Below are 17,728 nucleotides of genomic sequence, written 5' to 3'. Positions count from 1 at the left end.
GCGGGGGCACACGCCGGGCGCACGCGAGGCACGGTATGGGCGGGGCGGGCCCTCCTGCGCCGCTTCCGCACCCCCACAGCACCGTGATAATCGTACTGCGACTGTGTGTGACGGAGTCGACACGATGCGGGACCGCCGCGTGTCTGTTTCCACACTCCGTGTCACGGGAGATCCGCAGGAAGCAGGGGGTTGGAGACCGCGATGGTTCATGTTGTGGTGGTGCATGAGCACAATCTGCTCAAGGCGTCGCTCGCAGCGTTACTGCGCTCGGACGACTCGCTGGAGGTCTCGGAAGCCTCCTGGGAGGAGGCCGAGCGCGACGCCGCGGTCCGGGGGCCGGTGGACGTCTGGATCACCGACGCCGCGTCGCTGCGCCCGGGGATCGGCCTGCGGGGCGGAGGAGCCCTGCTGGTGCTCGTGTCGCCCGACCAGGCCGGTGCGCTGCGCCGGGCCTACGAGGCCGGGGCGTCCGGGTACGTGGACAAGGACGGCCCCCGGGGCCGACTCGTCGAGGCGGTCCACCGCGTGGCGAAGGGCGGGGAGTTCATCGACGGCTCGCTCGCACCCAGCCTCCTGCAGGCGGCCGAGATGCCGCTGACCCGGCGCGAGCGCGGCGTGCTGGGCCTGGCGGCGGAAGGGGCGTCGACCGCCGACATCGCGGCGACGCTGCACCTGTCCCTGGGCACGGTGCGCAACTACATCGCGTCCGCCACCCGGAAGGCGGGGGCTCGCAACCGGCTGGACGCCGTCCGCATCGGCCGGCAGTCGGGCTGGATCTGAGCGTTCGCGGGGGAGGTCAGCGGCCGCCCGGGGGGACCGGCAGGGCGCTCACGGCCGCTGGGCCCGCGGCTCCGGGTTCGGCGTGGCCGAGGAGGCGGCGGTACGCGGGAGAGCTCCGGAGCAGGTGGCCGTGGGTTCCGCACACCGCCTCCGTGTCGTCCAGCAGCAGCACCCGATGGGCGCGGCGCGCGGACGACAGCCGGTGGGCGACCACCAGCAGCGTGCCGCTCCGCCTCGCCAGGAACCGTTCCGCGTGCGCCTCCGCGCCCGGGTCGAGGTGACAGGTCGCCTCGTCCAGGATCAGCAGGGGTGCCTGGGCAAGGTGGGCCCGTGCCAGACAGATCAGTTGCCGTTCGCCCTCGGACAGCGTGCCGGGCCGGACCGCTCCGTCCAGCCCGCCGAGCCGGCGCAGCAGTTCGTCCGGAAGCAGCGCCTCCGCGGCGGCCCGGACGTCGGCGGAGTGCGCGTCCGGGCGCAGCAGCCGCAGGTTGTCCTGCAGCGAACCGGTGAACACGTACGCCTGCTGCGGCAGAACGGCCCGCAGGCGGGCCAGCTCCGCGCGTGTCCGCCCGGCGACCGGCTGCCCGGCCAGGCGCACGCTGCCGCGGTCGGGGGTCATCAGCCCGGACAGCACATGGGTGAGGGTCGACTTGCCGATCCCGCTCGGCCCCAGCACGGCGAGGTGCTCGCCCTCCTCCACCACCAGGTCCAGACCGTCCACGACGGGACGCGAGCCGGGGCCGTAGGACACGGTGACGCCGCGGCACTCCACCGCCGGGGCACGGCGTCCGGGTCCGGGCGGTCCCGGAGCCGGTGCGGCGTCCGGACGTGGCCGGGCCGGCGGCGGCGTACCGGCGAGTCGGTCCAGCACGACCAGCAGACGCGTTCCGGCCGCCCCCACCGCCGTCATCAGGGTCCGCAGGGCGGGCAGCAGCGCCTGGACGAGGTAGGCGAAGGCGCCCAGCAGCGCCCCCGGGGTCACTCCCTGGCGCAGCAGCCAGGGGGTGGCCACCAGGAGCAGGGCGACGGGGAGCTGACCCGCAACACCGAGCGCCACCGTACGCGCGGCGGCCCAGCGGGCCAGGGCGCGCGCCGACGACGCGGCCGCCTCGACCAGCGGGGCCGCCTCCGCTTCGGCCTGCTGCCGGCTGCCGCACGCGGCGATGTCGCGCAGCCCGCCGCGCAGCGCCCCGGCCCGGTCGGCGAACGCCTCGTCCCGGTCCAGGAACCGCCGTTGGGCCGCGGCCATCGGCGTCAGGGTGCACAGGAAAAGCAGCAGACCGGCAGCCAGCGGAGGCAGCACCACCAGCAGGAACTGCGGGGCGAGGGAGGCCAGGCCCACCAGGGCGCCGAGCGCGGTGAAGACGAACGAGCGGGTGGTCAGGACGAGGCCCGCGAAACTGTCGCGGGCGATCTCGGTCTGCTGGGTCAGCCGGGACACCACCGCGCTGTCCGCACCCGCCGCGGACCCGCCGCCCGCGCGTGCGGGGTCGGCCGTCGCCCGGTGCAGCGCGCGCGTCACCGCCCGCCGGACGAGCCCGTCCCGCAGCGGCTCCGTCAGTTCCGCCAGCGCGCCGAACACGGCCCGCACCACGGGGCCACTCACCAGGACGGCGAGGGCACCGGCGCCCAGCCAGAGCAAACCGACTCCGGGGTGGCCGGCCAGGAACCCGTCGTCCAGCGCCCGCGCCAGGGCGTAGCCGCTGAGGAACGTCCCCCCGGACTCCAGCAGGGACAGCAGCGCCAGGCGGACGAGCACCCGGGTGCGGTGGCGCAGGAACCGGCGGGCCTGCGGCAGCAGCCGACGCAGTGCGCCCCGGCCCGGTCGCGGCGGCCGGCTCATGCCCCGCTCCGTCCGTCGGCGGTGGCGGCGCCCGCCTCGGCGCCGGACTCGGCATCGGACTCGGCATCGGGCCCTGCGTCGGCTTCGGCGAACACCGCCCGGTAGTGCGGGTCGTGGCGGAGCTCGGCGTGCGGGGCGACGGCACGGACCCGGCCGCCGTCCAGCCAGACCACCAGATCCGCGCGGGCGGCCGTGGCCTGGCGGCGAGCGACGATCAGCCGGGTCCCGGGACGTACCTCCCGCGCCAGCGCCCGGTCCACCTCCCGCTCGGTCGCGGTGTCCAGGCTGGAGGTGGCGTCGTCCAGGATCAGCAGCCTGCCGGCGTGCGCGAAGGCCCGGGCCAGGCCGAGCCGTTGGGACTCCCCTCCGGACACCGGAGCCAGCGCGAGTGGGGTGGCGTACGCGTGCGGGAGCCGCCGGACGAAGCCGTCGGCCCCGGCCGCACGGGCCGCCGCGACCACGCGGGCCGGCGGCGCCGTCTCCGCGCCCCAGGCCAGGGCGTCCTGGACCGTGTCGCCGAAGAGAACGGGCCTGCTGAAGGCGTAGCCGACCTCCCGGCGCAGCGCGGCGCGGGGCACGGAGGCCAGCTCGACGCCGTCGAGCAGCACCCGGCCCCCGTCGGGGTCGGCGAGCCGTCCGGCGATCGCTGCGAGGGTGGACTTCCCGGCTCCGGAGTGCCCGACGACCGCCGCGGTCACTCCACCCGGAACGGTCAGATCGACGTCGTCCAGCAGCGTCCGGCCCTCGCGCGACACCCGGACACGGCGCAGTTCCAGTCTGCCCGGTCCGGCGGCCGGGAGCGGGGTCGTGCCGTAGGTGACGGGCGGGACGGCCAGCAGCTCGGCGAGCCGGACCGCCGCGACCCGGCCCTGGACCAGCGCCTGGAGAGGACCGGCGACGGCCCCGGCGCCGGCCGCGAGCGCCGCGTATCGCGCGGCCGCCAGCAGTTCCCCGACGCTCAGGCGGCCCTCGGTGAGACCGAGGCCGCCGACCGCCAGTACCGCGGTCACGAGCAGCGGCATGAGGACGCCGCCCCGGGCGACCGCCCGGCCGTACGCACTCCACATCCGCCGGCCCTGGAGGCCGAGTTCCGCCAGGGGAGCCAGCACACGCCGCCGTTCCTGGTCCTCCGTCCCCGCCGCGGCGATGGTGTGTGCTCCGGCCAGGGCGTCCAGCAGCCGCGACGCGATGTCCGACTGGACCCGTTGATAGTGCGTCACGCTCTCGGCGGAACGGCGGGCGAAGGCCCGCAGCAGCAACACCAGCGCCGGAAGTCCGACGGCGAAGGCCAGGCCGGTGCGGACGTCGATCAGGAACAGGGCGATCAGGCCCCCGGCCGGTGTCAGCAGCGAGGCGACGAGCCGCGCCCCGGCGGCCGGCCCGGCGCCCGCCTCGGCGGTGCGGGCCGAGAGCAGCGTGGCGGCGTCACCGGGGGTGACCCGGGAGAGCCGGTGCGGGGCGGCGGCCAGCAGGGCCTGGAGGCCCCGGGTACGCAGCCAGGCGGTCGAGCGGCCCCCCACGGCCCCGGCCAGGTAGGCGAGCACGGCCTCCAGCAGCACGTCGGCGGCCATCAGCGTGACGCAGAGAGCCAGCCATCGGCCGGCGCCGGGCCGACCCTCCATCAGCAGGTCGAGGGTGTGCCCCAGCACGGCCGGCAGGGCCAGGGCGGTCGCGGCGGAGAGCGTGGCGCACAGCAGGACTCCCGCGGTGCCGAACCGGGCGTGCCAGGCGGTCCGCAGGAGCAGTCGCCGTCCGGAGGTGCCACTCCCGGCGGGCCGGGGAGGAGCGGGCGCCATAGGCGGTGTCTCCTTGCTTCGGGACGGACGGCGGTGCCACGGCCGCGGCCCCGGGGCGCGGCGGCGCGGGCAGGGCCCGGACCGCCACGGGCCGTCGGCGATGCGACGGCGGCCGTGGGCGGTCCGGGCCCTGTGGAGCCCGTGTCAGCAGGTGGTGAGGCTCAGGGAGCTGTCACCGCAGAGCAGCAGGCTGGCCTCGCTGCCGTGGGCGGTGTCGCCCATGGCCTCGTCCTTCACGGTCTCCATCGTCTGCAGGTCGAGCAGGGTCATGATGATTCCTCTCCACTCGGGATGGTGTTGCGTGTTTCCTGCATCGGTCCCCTGGTGGGAACCGGTCCGTGGGGCCGCCCCGGGGGCGGCAGGAAGGGCAGCGCGGCCGGGTGTCCCGGCTGTGCCGCGGCCAGCGCCAGCAGCACACCGGCGGAGCCCGTGGCGAGGTCCGTGGACAGCCGCATCATCTGCTCTCCGGGAAAGGCCAGATGGCCTTGGAAGCTCATGGCGTGCCAGGCCAGCGCCCCGGTCTGGCGCCGGAGGTCGGCGGCGCTGGCGCCGGGCGCGGTGGTGCGGCCGAGGTAGAGCACCATGCCCGCCAGGCCGCGGAACAGCCCCGGCTGGGCGTAGAACCCGGCCCGCGCGGCGCGGACGATCCCGGCCCGGGCCCGCTCGAACCGCTCGTCCGGGCGGTGGGCCAGGTAGTCGTCCAGGACCATGCCGACGCCGACGCTGCCCGCCCCGACGTAGGGCAGGGTGCGCCAGCCCTCGTCGGTGTGCAGGGCGCCGCCGGGGCGGGTGACGCACCGGTCGAGGTCCTGGCGCAGCGCGTCGGCGGCCAGGTCGAGGAGGGACGTGTCGCCGGTGTGCTCGTACAGCCGGACGCCCAGGAGCGCGGGCCCGCTGGCGCCTCGTAGCAGGCCGGTGTGCGCAGAGCCGTCCTGGCCGGCCGGCTGCTGCCGGGTCCGGATGATCTCGGCGCAGCGCAGAGCCGCCGTGCGCAGCTGCTGCTCACCGGTGGTGGCGGCGAGCGAGTCCAGGGCCAGGCCGAATCCGGCGAGGCCGCCGTGCAGGCCGGACGGCAGCGACTCCCAGGGCTGGTCGAGGGCGAGCTCCACCAGCGAGAGGGCCTGGTCGCGGTGGCCGAGGTGGTCCAGCGTCCAGGCGAGGCCGGCCAGTCCGTCGTAGAAGCCCAGCGGGGTCCCGGACGGGGGCTGCTTGGCGTGGGCCAGCAGCCATTCCTCGGCTTCCGGGCACCTCGGCGCGCCGCTGGCGGAGAGCGCGTACAGGACTCCGGCCGCACCGTGGGCGAACGACAGGCCGCCGCCGGTGGCGGTGAACTGGGCGATGTCGCCGGGGAAGCAGCGGTCCTCCCGGTCGGGCGTCACGGAAGCCGCGATGCCGCGTGCCAGGGAGTCCCCGCTGTTCGGCCAGTCGCCGGGGTCGACCGGGGGTAGGCGCCGGCCGGTCTCCCCCTGGGCCGGGGTGCGGAGGATCTCCGCGACGCCGCGCCGCAGAAACGCTTCAGCTTCCGGGAACCGCTCCGCCGCCACCTCGGCCAGATGGGCGGCCTTGGCCCGGTCGATGGCGAGCAGGCTGGTCAGCGGCAGGAACAGGGCGAGGCGCAGACAGGCGAGCGCGTACCGGTCGATGTCGAAGCCGCGGAGTCCCGGCGGGGCCACGAAGGCGGGGTGGGCCACCGTCTGGCGCCCGGCGTCCGCGACGTCCTGGGCGACCTCGAAGTCCAGCAGCACCACGGAGGATTCGTCCTCGGAGACCATCACGTTGAAGAGGTGCAGGTCGTGGAAGACGATGCCGCGCGCGTGCACGGCCTCGACGGCCTGTTCCACCAGCGCGTGCATCCGCATCGCCCACCGCGCGTACTCGGCCAGCCGCTCCGGCTCGGGGTCGGGGTCGATGAGCGGGTGGCGCCGGGCGAAGAACGAGTTGAGCGGCTTGCCCTCGACGTACTCCAGCACCAGGAAGTGGTGGTCCCCCAGCACGAAGGAGTCCTTCACCTCCGGCGCGCAGCTCAGGCCCGACAGCCGCTCCAGGGCCCGGCGCTCCCGGTGCAGGCGTTCGACCGCGTCGGCGCCGTCCGCCGCCAGCCCCGCGTGCGGCCGGGCCTCCTTGAGCACCACGCGTTCCCCGGTGCGGGTGTCGCGGGCCTGGTACACCCCGCCGCCGTTGGAGAAGTGCAGCGCCCGCTCGATCGCGTACGGCAGACCGGTGACGTCCACCGCCGAGCGCGCCTCGACGTGCGGCCGGAGGAAGGCGGGCAGCTCGACCCACTCGGGCACCTGGAAAGCGGTGCCGCGCAGGTCCGGCACGAGCACGCCCTCCGGGGTCTCGACCGCCGGGACCGCCTCGCCGCTCTCGTCGTACGCGTGGCGCCGGGTGAAGCTGCCGTAGCGCAGGTACACCGGGCCCTGGTTCCAGCGCACGTCGCTGAGGATGTAGGGGCCCGGCTCGCCGGCCAGCAGGCCGTCCAGCTCGCGTGCCGTGGTCTCGCACGCCGCCTCGTCCGGCGGGTAGACGGTGATGAACTTCCCGCTCGCGCCGCGGTTGGCGTACTTGGCGTTCCGCAGTCGCAGCAGGTGCGGACCGGGGACGAACTTGAAGGCGAGGCCGTGGTCGACGCAGTACTCCCACACCCGGTCGAGCACCGACTCCGCGTTCCGCAGGGTGGCCGAGACGTGGATCTTCCAGCCCTGGTCGGGGAGTTCACCGTCCTCAGGGCGCAGCGCCAGCCAGTCACCGGCCCGGTGCGTGCGCCAGCCGTCCGGCACAGGGCGTGCGGCCGCCCGGTACTCGGCGGTCGACCGGCCGTCGTCGGAGGCGGTGAGGGGGCGCCGAGGGGTGTCGTAGAAGTACTGGTCGGTGCCGCAGAACGCCGCGTACCCCTGGTTCACGCGCACTCCCTTCGGACGGTTGCCTCCGCAGAGCGTCACTCACCGTGTCGCCGCGACCACGTTTTCACGGCGCGGCGGCGCACCAGTAGTCACAAGTGTCACCGTCCGGCCGTGCGCTACTCATGCGTACGCTCCGCCCGGGGCGGCTCCGTTGACGGACGCGGCAGGGGCACACCGGTTCATGAGGGCGACCTTGCCGGGCCACGCCAACACCACCGGGGCTGCATGCCGTTGCCGCGCACCCGGGGACGGGGAGTGCGCGCGCCCGCAGACGCGATCCCCGGCGCACGGGCACATGGAGGCGAGGGGAGATGACGCGAGGCGATGTATACGCGTCGACCTACACAAGAAAGGCTCTGACCGGCATTGCTGCTGGTCAGAGCCTTGATTCCGAAGTACCCCCGGCAGGATTCGAACCTGCGCACACGGCTCCGGAGGCCGTTGCTCTATCCCCTGAGCTACGGGGGCTTGCCGCGTGTTGCGGCGACGGGTGAAACCTTACCAGCTCGGCGGGGATGGTCAGGAACCCGTTTCGGCTGGCGGGGTCAGGTGCCGGGGTGGGTGGTGTGGAGGAGGGTGCTGAGCTGGGTGCGGGAGCGGATGCCAAGCTTGCGGTAGATGCGGGTCAGGGAGGCCTCGATCGTCTTGACGCTGAGGAACATGCGGGCGGCGACCTCCTGGTTGGTGGCGCCCCCGACGACGAGGGCGGCGATGCGTTCCTCGCTGACGGTGAGGACGGTGCCGTCGTCGGGGTGGGTGAGGTGGCGGTCGGCCTGGGCGCGCCAGGGGCGGGCGGCGTGGCGGGTGAAGAGGGCGAGGGCCTCGGCGGTGGCGGCGCGGGCGGCGGCGTGGCGTCGCCGGCGGCGTTCGAGGCGGGCGCGTTCGAGGAGGCAGTGGCCGTGTTCGAGCGGTTGGCCGAGGGCGGCGAAGCGGGCGGTGGCGGCGTCGAGGAGGGCCAGGGCGGTGTCGGGGTCGCCGTGGGCGGCGTGGAGGGCGGCTTCGGCGCGGTCGAGGCGGGCCTCGACGCCGCCGGGGTTGCCGGGGGCGGTGAGGGCGGTGCGGGTGGCGTGGATGAGCTCGGCGGCGGCGGTGAGGTCGCCGAGGGCGACGAGGCCGGAGGCGAGGTCGGCGTGCCAGCGCAGGGTGTGGGGTGAGTCGATGCCCTGGGCCTGGTGCAGGTCCCGGAGGCGGTGGAGGGCTGCGACGCCGCCGCGGAGGTCGCCGGTGCGCAGGCGTGCCTGGCCGAGGGCGTGCAGGTGGCGGGCGAGGTGGGGGATGTCGCGTTCCTGCTCGGAGGCGAGGACGCCGCGGTCGGCGTAGGCGGCGGCGCGGGTGAGGTCGCCGCCGGCGAGCTCGGCGACGGCGGCGCCGTACCAGGCGGGGCCGGGGCTGTACCCGGCTTCGCGGGTGAGGTGGACGGCGCGGTCGGCGTAGTCGAGGGCTTCGCGGCAGTGGCCGAGGGCGGCGCAGGTCTCGGCGAGGGCGGACAGGACGGCGACGGTCTCCTCGCCGGTGCCGTGGCCGACCTCGGCGAGCATGCGCAGCAGGGCTTCGCGGGCCTCGTGGAGGCGGTCGTCGGCGGCGGCGAAGCGGGCGGAGAGGAAGCGCGGCGTCATGTGCAGCCAGCCGTCGGGGGCGCGGTGGGGCAGGTGCAGGGCGTGGTCGAGGTGGGCCTGGTGGTCGCTGCGTCCGGTGGCCCGGGCGACGGCGGCCTTGACGGCGAGGGCCATGGCCTCGGTGGCGGGGTCGACGGCGGCGCGGGCGTGGCGGACGGTGCGGTCGGCCTCGGTCTCGGCGCGCAGGGGCTTGCCGTCCAGGAGGGCGGCCCAGGCCAGGCGCAGGCGGACGCGGGCCAGGTGGGCGGGGTGGTCCGCGGCGTCGAGGAGGGCGGCGGCGAAGGTCTCGTCCATGTCGCCGAGTCCCCGGCCGGCGAGGTCGAGGAGGGCGAGCCGGACGGCGACGCGGGCGGCGGGTGGGGCGTCGGTGCGCAGGACGGCGTCGGCGGCGCGGTGGACGACGGCGCCGTGGGCGGCGGTGGCGCCGGAGCGGGCGGCGGCGAGGAGGCGGTCGAGGCGGTCGGCTTCGCGGGCCGGGGGCGCCGCGGGGGTGCGTTCGGCGGCGAGGAGGTACAGCTCGGCGGCGGTGCGGTGGGCACCCTTGCGGCGGGCGGCGTCGGCGGCCCGGGTGAGGCGGTGGGCGAGGCCGGGGTCGGGGTCGGTGACGGCGAGGGCCTGGTGCCGGGCGCGGGCGGCGGGGTCGGTGGTGGCGGCGGCGAGGGTGATGTGGAGGGCGGCGCGGCGGGCGGCACCGGCCTGGGCGGCGATGACGTCGGCGGCGTCGGGCGGGGTGAAGCGGATGATGTCGCCGTCGGTGAGGAGGAGCCCGGCGGTGGCGGCGCGGGCGATGTGGTCGCCGGCTGCGGGGCGGCCGGTGCGGAGGAGGAGCGGGACGGTGGGCGGGTCGGAGAGGGCCGCGGCGAGGAGGGTGTCGCGGACGGCGTCGGGCAGGGTGGCGAGGCGTTCCGCGAGGAGGGCGGTGACCTCGGCCGGAAGGGGCGCGGGGCGGCCGGGGCGGGGGACGCGGTCCGCGTAGGCGGCGGCGAGGGCGAGGGCGAGGCGGGGATTGCCGCCGGAGTCGGCGTGGAGCTTGTTGGTGAGCCGGGCGGGCAGGCCGTGCGGGTCGAGGAGTTCGGCGACGCCCTCGGGCCCGAGCGGGGGCACGGGGAGCTCGACGGCGTCCGGGGCGGGCCGCCAGGGTGCGGCGTCGGGCGCGACGTCGGCGGGGAGGCGGGGTGTCCAGCGGCCGGCGACGACGGCGCGGACGGGGGCCGGCCGCAGGCGGCTGGAAGCGCGCGCCAGGGTGCGCCGCACGGCCTCGACGGCCCGGGGGTGGAGCCACTGGGCGTCGTCGACGAGGAGGAGGGTGGGGGTGTCGGGGGGCGGTTGCGGGGTGCGGGGCGGGGGCCTGCGGGGGACGGTGACGCGCAGGACGTTCTCGCCCCGGGCGCGGGCGGTGGTGGCGAGGGTGGTGAGGAGCGCGGTCTTGCCGATGCCCGCGGGGCCGGTGAGGACGACGCTGCCGCCGGCGGCGAGGCGGGTCTCGACGGCGCGGAGCAGGGCGGAGCGCCCCACCAGCGGTGGCGCTGATGGGGTGAGGTCATCGGCCGGTCTTCCGGCGTGGTCGTCGATGGCTCCCCCGGGCGCGTGCACGGTCGCACCGACCTTAGCGACGTGGCGCGCCGGGGCTCAACGGCGCGGGTGTGACGGCTTTGGACGGCGGCACCGGGGCTGCCGTACCGGGACGGCGGCACCGGGACGGCGACGGTGCCGCCCGGCCGGGTGGGGCCCGGCCGGGCGGCGGGGTGGTGCGGTGACGTCGGCCGCTCGGCAGTCGGGGCGCGTTCAGGGGCTCAAGGCGTGCTCAGGGCCAGCTCAGGTGCGCCTCAGGGCGTGTCGTAGCCCAGGGTGTAGGAGCCGCTGCCGGAGTAGGCGTAGACCCGGTAGCGGTAGTAGCCGGAGGTGCCGGAGTAGGAGATCGACTCGTCGGGCCCGGAGCTGGTGCCGCTGTCGACGTTGGACCAGCCGTAGCCGTTCCACTTCTGCAGGTAGAGGTCGAAGTCGACGCCGTCGGGGCCGTCGAGGCAGGCGCTGTGCGTGCCCGAGGTGGGGGTGTGGAAGTAGCTTCCGTCGGGCTGGTAGTCGGCGTCGCCCTGGCCGGAGAGGGTTCCGGTGCGGGTGTTGCCGTGGCCGCCGCAGGACGAGGTGCCGTTGACCGTCAGGGTGTAGGTCGCGGTGTCGGAGGTCTGCGTCCCGGTGCCGGTCACGGTGACGGCGTGGGTGCCGGACGGCGCCGACTCCGCGGCCGTGAGGGTCAGTGTGGCGGACTCGCCGGAGGTGACGGCGGCGGGGCTGAACGTGGCGGTGACGCCTTCCGGCAGCCCGGAGGCGGCGAGTTGGACCTGCTGGGCGGTGCCGCGCGTCGTCTGGGTGGCGACGGTGGCCGTCGCCGAGGCGCCGGCGTCCACGGTGCCCGAGGCCGGCGAGACGCTCACCGAGAAGTCGTCGGCCGTCTGCTCGCCGGCGACCGTCCACACGGCGTAGGCGATGGCGTCGGCGTTGCGGTTGAGGGCGCCGTCGTCGAGGTTGGCGAGGCCGTCGCAGGAGGAGTGGTAGCAGGGGTCGTAGGCGCGCCCGGCGGTGCCGCCCCACAGCTGCGCCTCGGCCTGGGTCTTGCGGCCCTCGGCACCGGTGAAGGTGCCGCCGGCCGCGATGCCGACCTCGATGAACGGGCCGTAGTCGCTGCGGCCGCTGAAGTCGGTGCCGCGGGTGGGCCAGTCGATGGAGGTGAAGTAGTCCTCCAGGACGGTCTCCAGGTGGGCGGAGCCGTCGGGCCCGGGTCCGGCCCCGACGCCGTCGGAGTCGTCGCCGTCGTAGATGAAGTAGCCGGGGTTGGGCGAGCCGACCATGTCGAAGTTGTAGTAGCCGCTGATCCGCGCCTGGTCGGCGGCGGAGAGGCTGTCGACGTAGTGGCTGGAGCCGATCAGACCGAGCTCCTCGGCGCCCCACCAGGCGAACCGGAGGTGCTTGTCGGGCTGGTAGTCGTTGCGGGCGACCTCCAGCGCGACTTCGAGGATGGCGGCCGAGCCGGAGCCGTTGTCGTTGATGCCGGCGCCGGAGCTGACGCCGTCGAGGTGGCCGCCGACCATGAGGATGTCGTCCGGGTCGCCGCCGGGCCAGTCGGCGATGAGGTTGTAGCCGGTCTTGCCGTAGTAGGTGAACGACTGCACCTGGGTCTCGAAGCCGGCGGCGTCCAGTTCGGCCTGGACGTAGTCGACGGAGGCCTGGTAGCCGGGGGTGCCGTGGGCCCGGTTGCCGCCGTGCTGGTCGGCGATGTCCTGGAACGCGGAGAGGTGATCCCTGACTCCGTCGAGCGAGATGTCGGGAGCGGCCGCCGTCGTCGCGGTGGTGGGGGCCTGCCGCGGTGCCGCGCTCGCGCTTCCGGTGGTGACCAGGCCGGATATCGGCAGAGCCGCGGCAAGGGCCAGGGTGACGACCGGGGCCGTCAAGCGTCTCAGCATCTCGTCCTCCTTTCCGATGGTCTCGCTCCTGCCGCCTGCGGGCAGGGCGTCGGCCGGGGGGTGGCCGTGGCCAGCGAGCGTAGGGAGGGAAGCGGGCGGCGGAATCGGGGAGAACCCTTGTCGTCCCGCGGAACGGGCGGAGTCGCGCAAAGAGTCGGGTCCGGGGGATTGACGCACTTGCTGACAGGCAGTCTCATAAAAGGGTCGCCGATGTGACCGGTGGTAACGACCCGCCGTGTCCAGACCCGCAGTGAGGTGCAGCCATGACCACAGCCTCCGAACCCGGTACCGACCACACCCTCCTGCGCGACGCACTCGGTCGGCTCAAGGACCGCGAGGAGGTGGCCGAACGCCTGCTGGAGGCGTCCCGGAAGCACTCCTTCGACCCGGACGTGGAGCTGGACTGGGACGCGCCCTACGAGGAGGGCAAGTGGTTCTGGCCGCCCGAGCTGGTGTCCCTCTACGACACGCCCCTGTGGCACCGGATGCCCGAGGAGCAGCGGATGGACCTGGCCCGGCACGAGGCGGCCTCGCTGGCCTCGCTGGGCATCTGGTTCGAGATCATCCTCATGCAGCTCCTCGTCCGGCACATCTACGACAAGCCGCTCACCAGCAGCCACGTGCGCTATGCGCTGACGGAGATCGCCGACGAGTGCCGGCACTCGCTGATGTTCGGACGGCTGATCAACCTGGGCGGCTCGAACCCGTACCCGGTCAGCCGGCTCAACCACAACCTGGCCCGCGTTCTGAAGACGGTCTCGACCACGCCCGGCTCGTTCGCCTGCACCCTCCTGGGCGAGGAGATCCTGGACTGGATGCAGCGCCTCACCTTCCCCGACGAGCGGGTGCAGCCGCTCGTGCGCGGCATCACGCGCATCCACGTCGTGGAGGAGGCCCGGCACGTGCGCTACGCGCGGGAGGAGCTGCGGCGGCAGATGGTGTCCGCGCCGCGCTGGGAACGGGCGCTCACCCGGCTCAGCGCCGGCGAGGCGGCCCGCGTCTTCTCCGTCGCCTTCGTCAATCCGCAGGTCTACACGGACGTCGGACTCGACCGGCGGGAGGCCCTCGCCCAGGTACGGGCGAGCGCGCACCGGCGCGAGGTCATGCAGACGGGCGCCAGGCGGCTGACGGACTTCCTGGACGAGATCGGCGTGCTGCGCGGTGTGGGCCGCCGACTCTGGATCAGCTCCGGCCTGCTCGCTGCCTGACCCGTCCGCGCCGCCGGGCAGGGTGTTCCGGCCGGCTCCGCGTCCCCTCTCCCCCACGTCGCCGAGCGGCCGGGCGCGGTCCGCTCCCGCGCCCGGTGCGCACCTGCCCGGAGCGGTTCGTCCGGCCCCCCGCTACCCTGCTGGGCATGACCGCCCCCGCGTACCGACGACTCAGCGTGGAACAGCGGCGGGCCCAGCTCATCTCGACGGCGCTCGGCCTGTTCGCACACCGCCCGCCCGAAGAGATCACCCTGGACGACGTGGCCGCCGCGGCGGGCGTGTCGAGGCCGCTCGTCTACCGCTACTTTCCCGGCGGGAAGCAGCAGTTGTACGAGGCGGCGCTGCGCCAGGCCGCCGACGCCCTGGAGGCCTGCTTCGACGAGCCGACGGCCGGGCCCATGACCGAGCGGCTGCTGCGCGTGCTGGACCGTTACCTGGCCTTCGTCGAGCAGCACGACGCCGGGTTCGCGGCACTGCTGGCGGGCGGCAGCGTGGCGGAGACCTCGCGGACGAACGCCATCGTGGACGAGGTTCGCAGGGCCGCGGCCGAGGAGATCCTGAGGCATCTGGAGGTCTCGGAGCCCGGGACCCGGCTGCGGATGGCGGTGCGGACGTGGATCGCGGCCGTGGAGGCGGCCTCGCTGATCTGGCTGGACGAGGGCCGGGTGCCGCCCCGCGCGGAGCTGACGGCCTGGATGGTCGAGCAGTTCGTCGCCCAGCTCCTGGTGACGGCGAGCCGGGACGAGGAGTCCGCGGAGGTGGTCGCGACGGCGGTGGCGACGGAGGAGCGCGAGGGCCCGGCCGGGGAGCTGTTCCGGCGGCTGGCGCCCGTCCTGAGCGTCGGCGAGTCGCTGCTGTGACACTGGCCGGGTGAGAAGCGAGAAGACGGTGTTCGTGGGCGGCCCGATGGACGGCCGGGTTCTGGACGTCCTGCTGGGCCCGACGGGCCGGCCGCCCAGGTGGTACGAGATCCCGGTGCCCGACGCGGAGGGCGGCCCGCCGGTCGTCCACGTCTACCGGCTGGAGCCGGCCGGGACGTCGCGGCTGGGCATGCCGCGCGGCTGGCGCTATGTGTACGCGCCGGAGGGGCGTCCCCCGCGGAACTGGCCCTGGCGCGGCAAGCGGGCCTGAGGGCGGCGGCGCCCGGGAGCACGCCGGGCGCCGCCACGGCGGACGGCCCGGGCTCACCAGGGGGTGATTTCTGGTGGGCCGGTTGACCTAGCCGTCGGCGACGATATGACCGTACGACCTCCGTATCGCCTCTGCTGGGCGCGGAGGTGATGAGGTGTCAGCCAATCGACGCGCCGCCCGCCGGGCCGGAACACGTCGGGCCGGAACACGTCGGGCCGGAGGGCTGGGCGCCGCCACGGCCGTGGTGCTCGCCCTCACCGCGCCGCTCGGCCCGGCCGCCTTCCCCGCCGTCGCGGGGCTCCTCCCCGCCCCGCCCGGCGGATCGGCCGCGGGGACGTCGGAGGAGGCGCCGGCACCGGCGTGGCGAGGGTGGCTGACGGGCCCGCCTCGGCACCCCGACGCGCCCCGGCTCCCGCACCCGGGCAGCCCGCAGGAACCGGGCCCGGAGGAGCCGGGTCCGCACGAGGCGCCCGCCGACACGCCCGAGGCCCCGACCCCCGGGGCCGCGGAGAGCGCCGGAGGGGCCGCCGGGCGGTCGGTGGGCGAGCTGCTGGGCCGGTTGCGCACCCTGTACCGCGAGGCGGGCTCGGCGACCGAGCAGTACAACGCGGCCGAGGAGGCCCTGCGCGAGCAGCGGGAGAAGGTGGAGCGGCTGCGGAAGCGGCTGACCGGGGCCCGGGCGGACCTGGACGCGCAGCGGCGGGCGGCCGGGCGGCTGGCCCGCGAGCAGTACCGGGGCGGCAGTGCGGCGCTGGACCCGTATCTGGGGATGCTGCTCAGCCGCACCCCGCAAGACGCCTTCCACCGGGGCCACGTCCTGGACGAGGCCGCGCAGAGCCAGGCCGCCACGGTACGCAGGCTGGCGGCGGGCGAGCGACGGCTGCGGCGTACGGCGGAGCGGGCCCGGCGCGCGCTGGAACGGCGCGAGCGGCTGGCCGCGGACGAGGCCGAGCGGCGGGACGCGGTCCTCGTCCGGCTGGACGACATCTCCCGCCTGCTGGCCTCGCTGAGCGACAGCCAGCTGGCCGCCGTCAGGGAGCGCGAGCGCACCGAGGTGCGGCGGGCCCAGCGCGAGCTGCTGGACGACGGAAAGCTGGGCTCGGAGACGGAGGCCGCGGCCCGGGCTCCGTCGGCGGCGGGGGCGGCCGCGGTGCGGAACGCGCTCGCGCAGGTCGGCAAGCCGTACCGGTGGGGCGCGGAGGGCCCGGCCTCGTTCGACTGCTCGGGCCTGACCTCCTGGGCCTGGGCCGGAGCAGCGCGACCCATTCCGCGCACGAGTCAGGAGCAGTGGCGCCGCCTGCCCCGGGTCGGGCTGGACCAGCTGCGTCCCGGGGACCTGGTGGTGTACTTCGCCGAGGCGACCCACGTCGCCCTGTACATCGGCGACGGCCGGGTGGTGCAGGCGCCCCGCCCGGGAGCCACCGTCAAGGTCTCCCCCGTGGCGGCGAACCCGCTGCTGGGCGCCGTGCGCCCGGACCCCGAAGGACGCCCCCTGCCGCGGTACGCGCCGCCGCCGCTGCCGCCGGGGGCGAGCGAGGGGACCGACACGGGCCACGGCTCGGCGCGGGCGCCCTCGTCGTCGCCCGCCCCGCCCCCGGGCGCCGCGACCACGCCGCGGCCCGGCGCCACGTCCAGGCCGCCCTCCGGCGCCACGTCCACGCCGCGGCCCGGTACGTCGGCCGTCCCGCGGCCCGGTGCCGCGGTCAGCCGGTGACCGAGGTGAGGTAGGCCTCCGCCCTGGCGGGTTCGAAGAACCACTCCTCGAAGTCCGCCGGGTCGTTGAAGCCGTTCGCGAACCGGTCGGCGACGGGCTGGAGCTGTCCCGCCGCGCCCAGCAGGTTGACCACGTGCTCGGGCGGCGGGGCGAGCATGGCGTTCGTCCACTTGGTGACGTGCTGGGCCGTCTCCCAGTAGCGGTCGAAGGCGGCCTGCATCCACTCCTCGTCGAACGGGCGCTCACCGTGCTCGACGATCGAGGCGAGGTAGGAGGCGGCGCACTTGGAGGCGGAGTTGGAGCCCTGCCCGGTGATCGGGTCGTTGGCGACGACGACGTCGGCGACGCCCAGCACGGCACCGCCGCCGGGCAGCCGCCCGACGGGCTTGCGCACGGTGGGGGCGTAGCGGCCGGCGAGCGTGCCGCCCGCGTCCGTCAGCTCGACGTCCGTGGCCCGCGCGTACTCCCAGGGGAGGAACTTCTCCATCAGTGCGAGCGTGGTCGCCAGGTGCTCGGCCGGGTCCTTGACGTCCTGGAAGACGTCGAGCGGGCCTCCGGGCACGCCCTCCCAGAACAGGATGTCGCAGCGCCCGGACGTCGTCAGGCAGGGCATGACGAACAGCTCGCCGACGCCGGGGACGAGGTTGCAGCGCACGGCCTCGGTCTCCGGGTGCTCCGGGCGCGGGCCGAGGCCGTGGACGTAGGAGACGGCCAGGGCGCGCTGCGGGGCGTCGTAGGGCGAACGGGCGGCGTCCCGGGCGAACATCGACACGAGCTCGCCCTTGCCCGCGGCGACGAGGACGAGGTCGTAGGTCCGGGCGAAGAAGTCCAGGTCGGACACGGCGGCGCCGTGGACGACGAGCTGGCCGCCGCGCTGGGCGAAGGTTTCCAGCCAGCCGGCCATCTTGAGCCGCTGGTCCACGGACTGCGCGTAGCCGTCGAGACGGCCGAGCCAGTCGACGGCACGGGAGGCGTCGGGCGCGGCGATCGACACACCGAGGCCCTCGATGCGGGGAGCCTGGCTCTCCCAGAAGTTGATCTGGGTGTCCCGCTCGTGCTGGAGCGCGCGGTCGAACATGCACTGGGTGGACATGACCCGGCCGCCCCGGATCTCGTCCGGGGTCCGGTTGGACATGACGGTGACGTCGTACCCCTGCGCCTGCAGGCCGAGCGCGAGCTGGAGACCGGCCTGCCCGGCTCCCACGATGAGTATCCTGCGCATGGTCGAAGCTCCTCGTAAGTCTTGCGCGCGTCGCACCGCCGGGGGGACCGGCGT

The 17,728-nt window shown here is 75.4% G+C and carries 12 protein-coding genes and 1 tRNA gene; 5 read left to right on the top strand and 8 right to left on the bottom strand.

Features of this window, described 5'->3' with window-relative positions; translation table 11 throughout:
• The first annotated feature begins 219 nt into the window (after positions 1 to 219).
• Positions 220 to 780 carry a response regulator transcription factor gene (locus tag O7609_RS18660; RefSeq protein WP_332328075.1) on the top strand — a complete coding sequence of 187 codons (561 nt, stop codon included), beginning with the start codon at positions 220 to 222 and terminating at the stop codon, positions 778 to 780.
• A 16-nt stretch (positions 781 to 796) separates the two neighbouring features.
• Here the strand turns inward: O7609_RS18660 and O7609_RS18655 are convergent, their stop codons facing one another.
• The 7 genes from O7609_RS18655 to O7609_RS18625 all read right to left on the bottom strand — a co-directional run bounded on the left by O7609_RS18655 (position 797) and on the right by O7609_RS18625 (position 12,399).
• Entirely contained in the window at positions 797 to 2,623 is a 1,827-nt protein-coding gene (locus O7609_RS18655) for an ATP-binding cassette domain-containing protein (protein ID WP_269743925.1), read from the bottom strand.
• Positions 2,620 to 4,419, bottom strand: coding sequence for an ATP-binding cassette domain-containing protein (locus tag O7609_RS18650; RefSeq protein ID WP_269743924.1), 1,800 nt, complete (start codon positions 4,417 to 4,419; stop codon positions 2,620 to 2,622). The genes O7609_RS18655 and O7609_RS18650 overlap by 4 nt, the downstream gene beginning before the upstream one ends.
• Before the next feature lie 144 nt (positions 4,420 to 4,563).
• Complete coding sequence (locus O7609_RS18645) at positions 4,564 to 4,689, bottom strand: SapB/AmfS family lanthipeptide (RefSeq protein ID WP_269735861.1); 126 nt, start codon at positions 4,687 to 4,689, stop codon at positions 4,564 to 4,566.
• On the bottom strand, positions 4,686 to 7,322 hold the full coding sequence (lanKC, locus tag O7609_RS18640) for a class III lanthionine synthetase LanKC (protein ID WP_269743923.1): 2,637 nt from the start codon (positions 7,320 to 7,322) through the stop codon (positions 4,686 to 4,688). The genes O7609_RS18645 and lanKC overlap by 4 nt, the downstream gene beginning before the upstream one ends.
• 396 nt (positions 7,323 to 7,718) lie before the next feature.
• Positions 7,719 to 7,790, bottom strand: a tRNA-Arg gene (locus O7609_RS18635).
• 77 nt (positions 7,791 to 7,867) lie between these two features.
• Complete coding sequence (locus O7609_RS18630; protein ID WP_269743922.1) at positions 7,868 to 10,531, bottom strand: helix-turn-helix transcriptional regulator; 2,664 nt, start codon at positions 10,529 to 10,531, stop codon at positions 7,868 to 7,870.
• A 233-nt stretch (positions 10,532 to 10,764) separates the two neighbouring features.
• A complete protein-coding gene (locus tag O7609_RS18625; protein WP_269743921.1) occupies positions 10,765 to 12,399 on the bottom strand; it encodes a M28 family metallopeptidase in 1,635 nt (544 codons plus the stop codon).
• Positions 12,400 to 12,662: 263 nt separating this feature from the next.
• On the opposite strand from O7609_RS18625, the gene O7609_RS18620 reads away from it, so the two are divergent.
• The 4 genes from O7609_RS18620 to O7609_RS18605 all read left to right on the top strand — a co-directional run bounded on the left by O7609_RS18620 (position 12,663) and on the right by O7609_RS18605 (position 16,452).
• The gene (locus tag O7609_RS18620; protein WP_269743920.1) at positions 12,663 to 13,607 is read left to right on the top strand and encodes an AurF N-oxygenase family protein; all 945 of its coding nucleotides are present in this window, start codon (positions 12,663 to 12,665) and stop codon (positions 13,605 to 13,607) included.
• A gap of 146 nt (positions 13,608 to 13,753) precedes the next feature.
• Positions 13,754 to 14,467, top strand: a complete 714-nt coding sequence (locus tag O7609_RS18615) for a TetR/AcrR family transcriptional regulator (RefSeq protein WP_269743919.1) — start codon at positions 13,754 to 13,756, stop codon at positions 14,465 to 14,467.
• A 10-nt stretch (positions 14,468 to 14,477) separates the two neighbouring features.
• The gene (locus tag O7609_RS18610; protein WP_269743918.1) at positions 14,478 to 14,738 is read left to right on the top strand and encodes a hypothetical protein; all 261 of its coding nucleotides are present in this window, start codon (positions 14,478 to 14,480) and stop codon (positions 14,736 to 14,738) included.
• Between the two features lie 154 nt (positions 14,739 to 14,892).
• Positions 14,893 to 16,452, top strand: a complete 1,560-nt coding sequence (locus O7609_RS18605) for an NlpC/P60 family protein (protein WP_269743917.1) — start codon at positions 14,893 to 14,895, stop codon at positions 16,450 to 16,452.
• Here the strand turns inward: O7609_RS18605 and O7609_RS18600 are convergent.
• Entirely contained in the window at positions 16,442 to 17,674 is a 1,233-nt protein-coding gene (locus O7609_RS18600; protein WP_269735869.1) for a styrene monooxygenase/indole monooxygenase family protein, read from the bottom strand. The two genes, O7609_RS18605 and O7609_RS18600, sit on opposite strands and share 11 nt — an antisense overlap.
• Positions 17,675 to 17,728 lie beyond the last annotated feature (54 nt).

It is taken from the genome of Streptomyces sp. WMMC1477, assembly GCF_027460245.1.
Lineage (GTDB): Bacteria > Actinomycetota > Actinomycetes > Streptomycetales > Streptomycetaceae > Streptomyces.
Note: the sequence above shows the minus strand (reverse complement) of the source record. Positions and strands in the feature narration are given on the sequence as shown.

Excerpts from the sequence above, each read along its gene's own strand:
- O7609_RS18620 (WP_269743920.1), top strand. The coding sequence starts at position 12,663 with ATGACCACAGCCTCCGAACCCGGTACCGACCACACCCTCCTGCGCGAC.
- O7609_RS18615 (WP_269743919.1), top strand. The coding sequence starts at position 13,754 with ATGACCGCCCCCGCGTACCGACGACTCAGCGTGGAACAGCGGCGGGCC.
- O7609_RS18625 (WP_269743921.1), bottom strand. The coding sequence starts at position 12,399 with ATGCTGAGACGCTTGACGGCCCCGGTCGTCACCCTGGCCCTTGCCGCG.
- O7609_RS18600 (WP_269735869.1), bottom strand. The coding sequence starts at position 17,674 with ATGCGCAGGATACTCATCGTGGGAGCCGGGCAGGCCGGTCTCCAGCTC.
- O7609_RS18650 (WP_269743924.1), bottom strand. The coding sequence starts at position 4,419 with ATGGCGCCCGCTCCTCCCCGGCCCGCCGGGAGTGGCACCTCCGGACGG.
- O7609_RS18645 (WP_269735861.1), bottom strand. The coding sequence starts at position 4,689 with ATGACCCTGCTCGACCTGCAGACGATGGAGACCGTGAAGGACGAGGCC.
- O7609_RS18655 (WP_269743925.1), bottom strand. The coding sequence starts at position 2,623 with ATGAGCCGGCCGCCGCGACCGGGCCGGGGCGCACTGCGTCGGCTGCTG.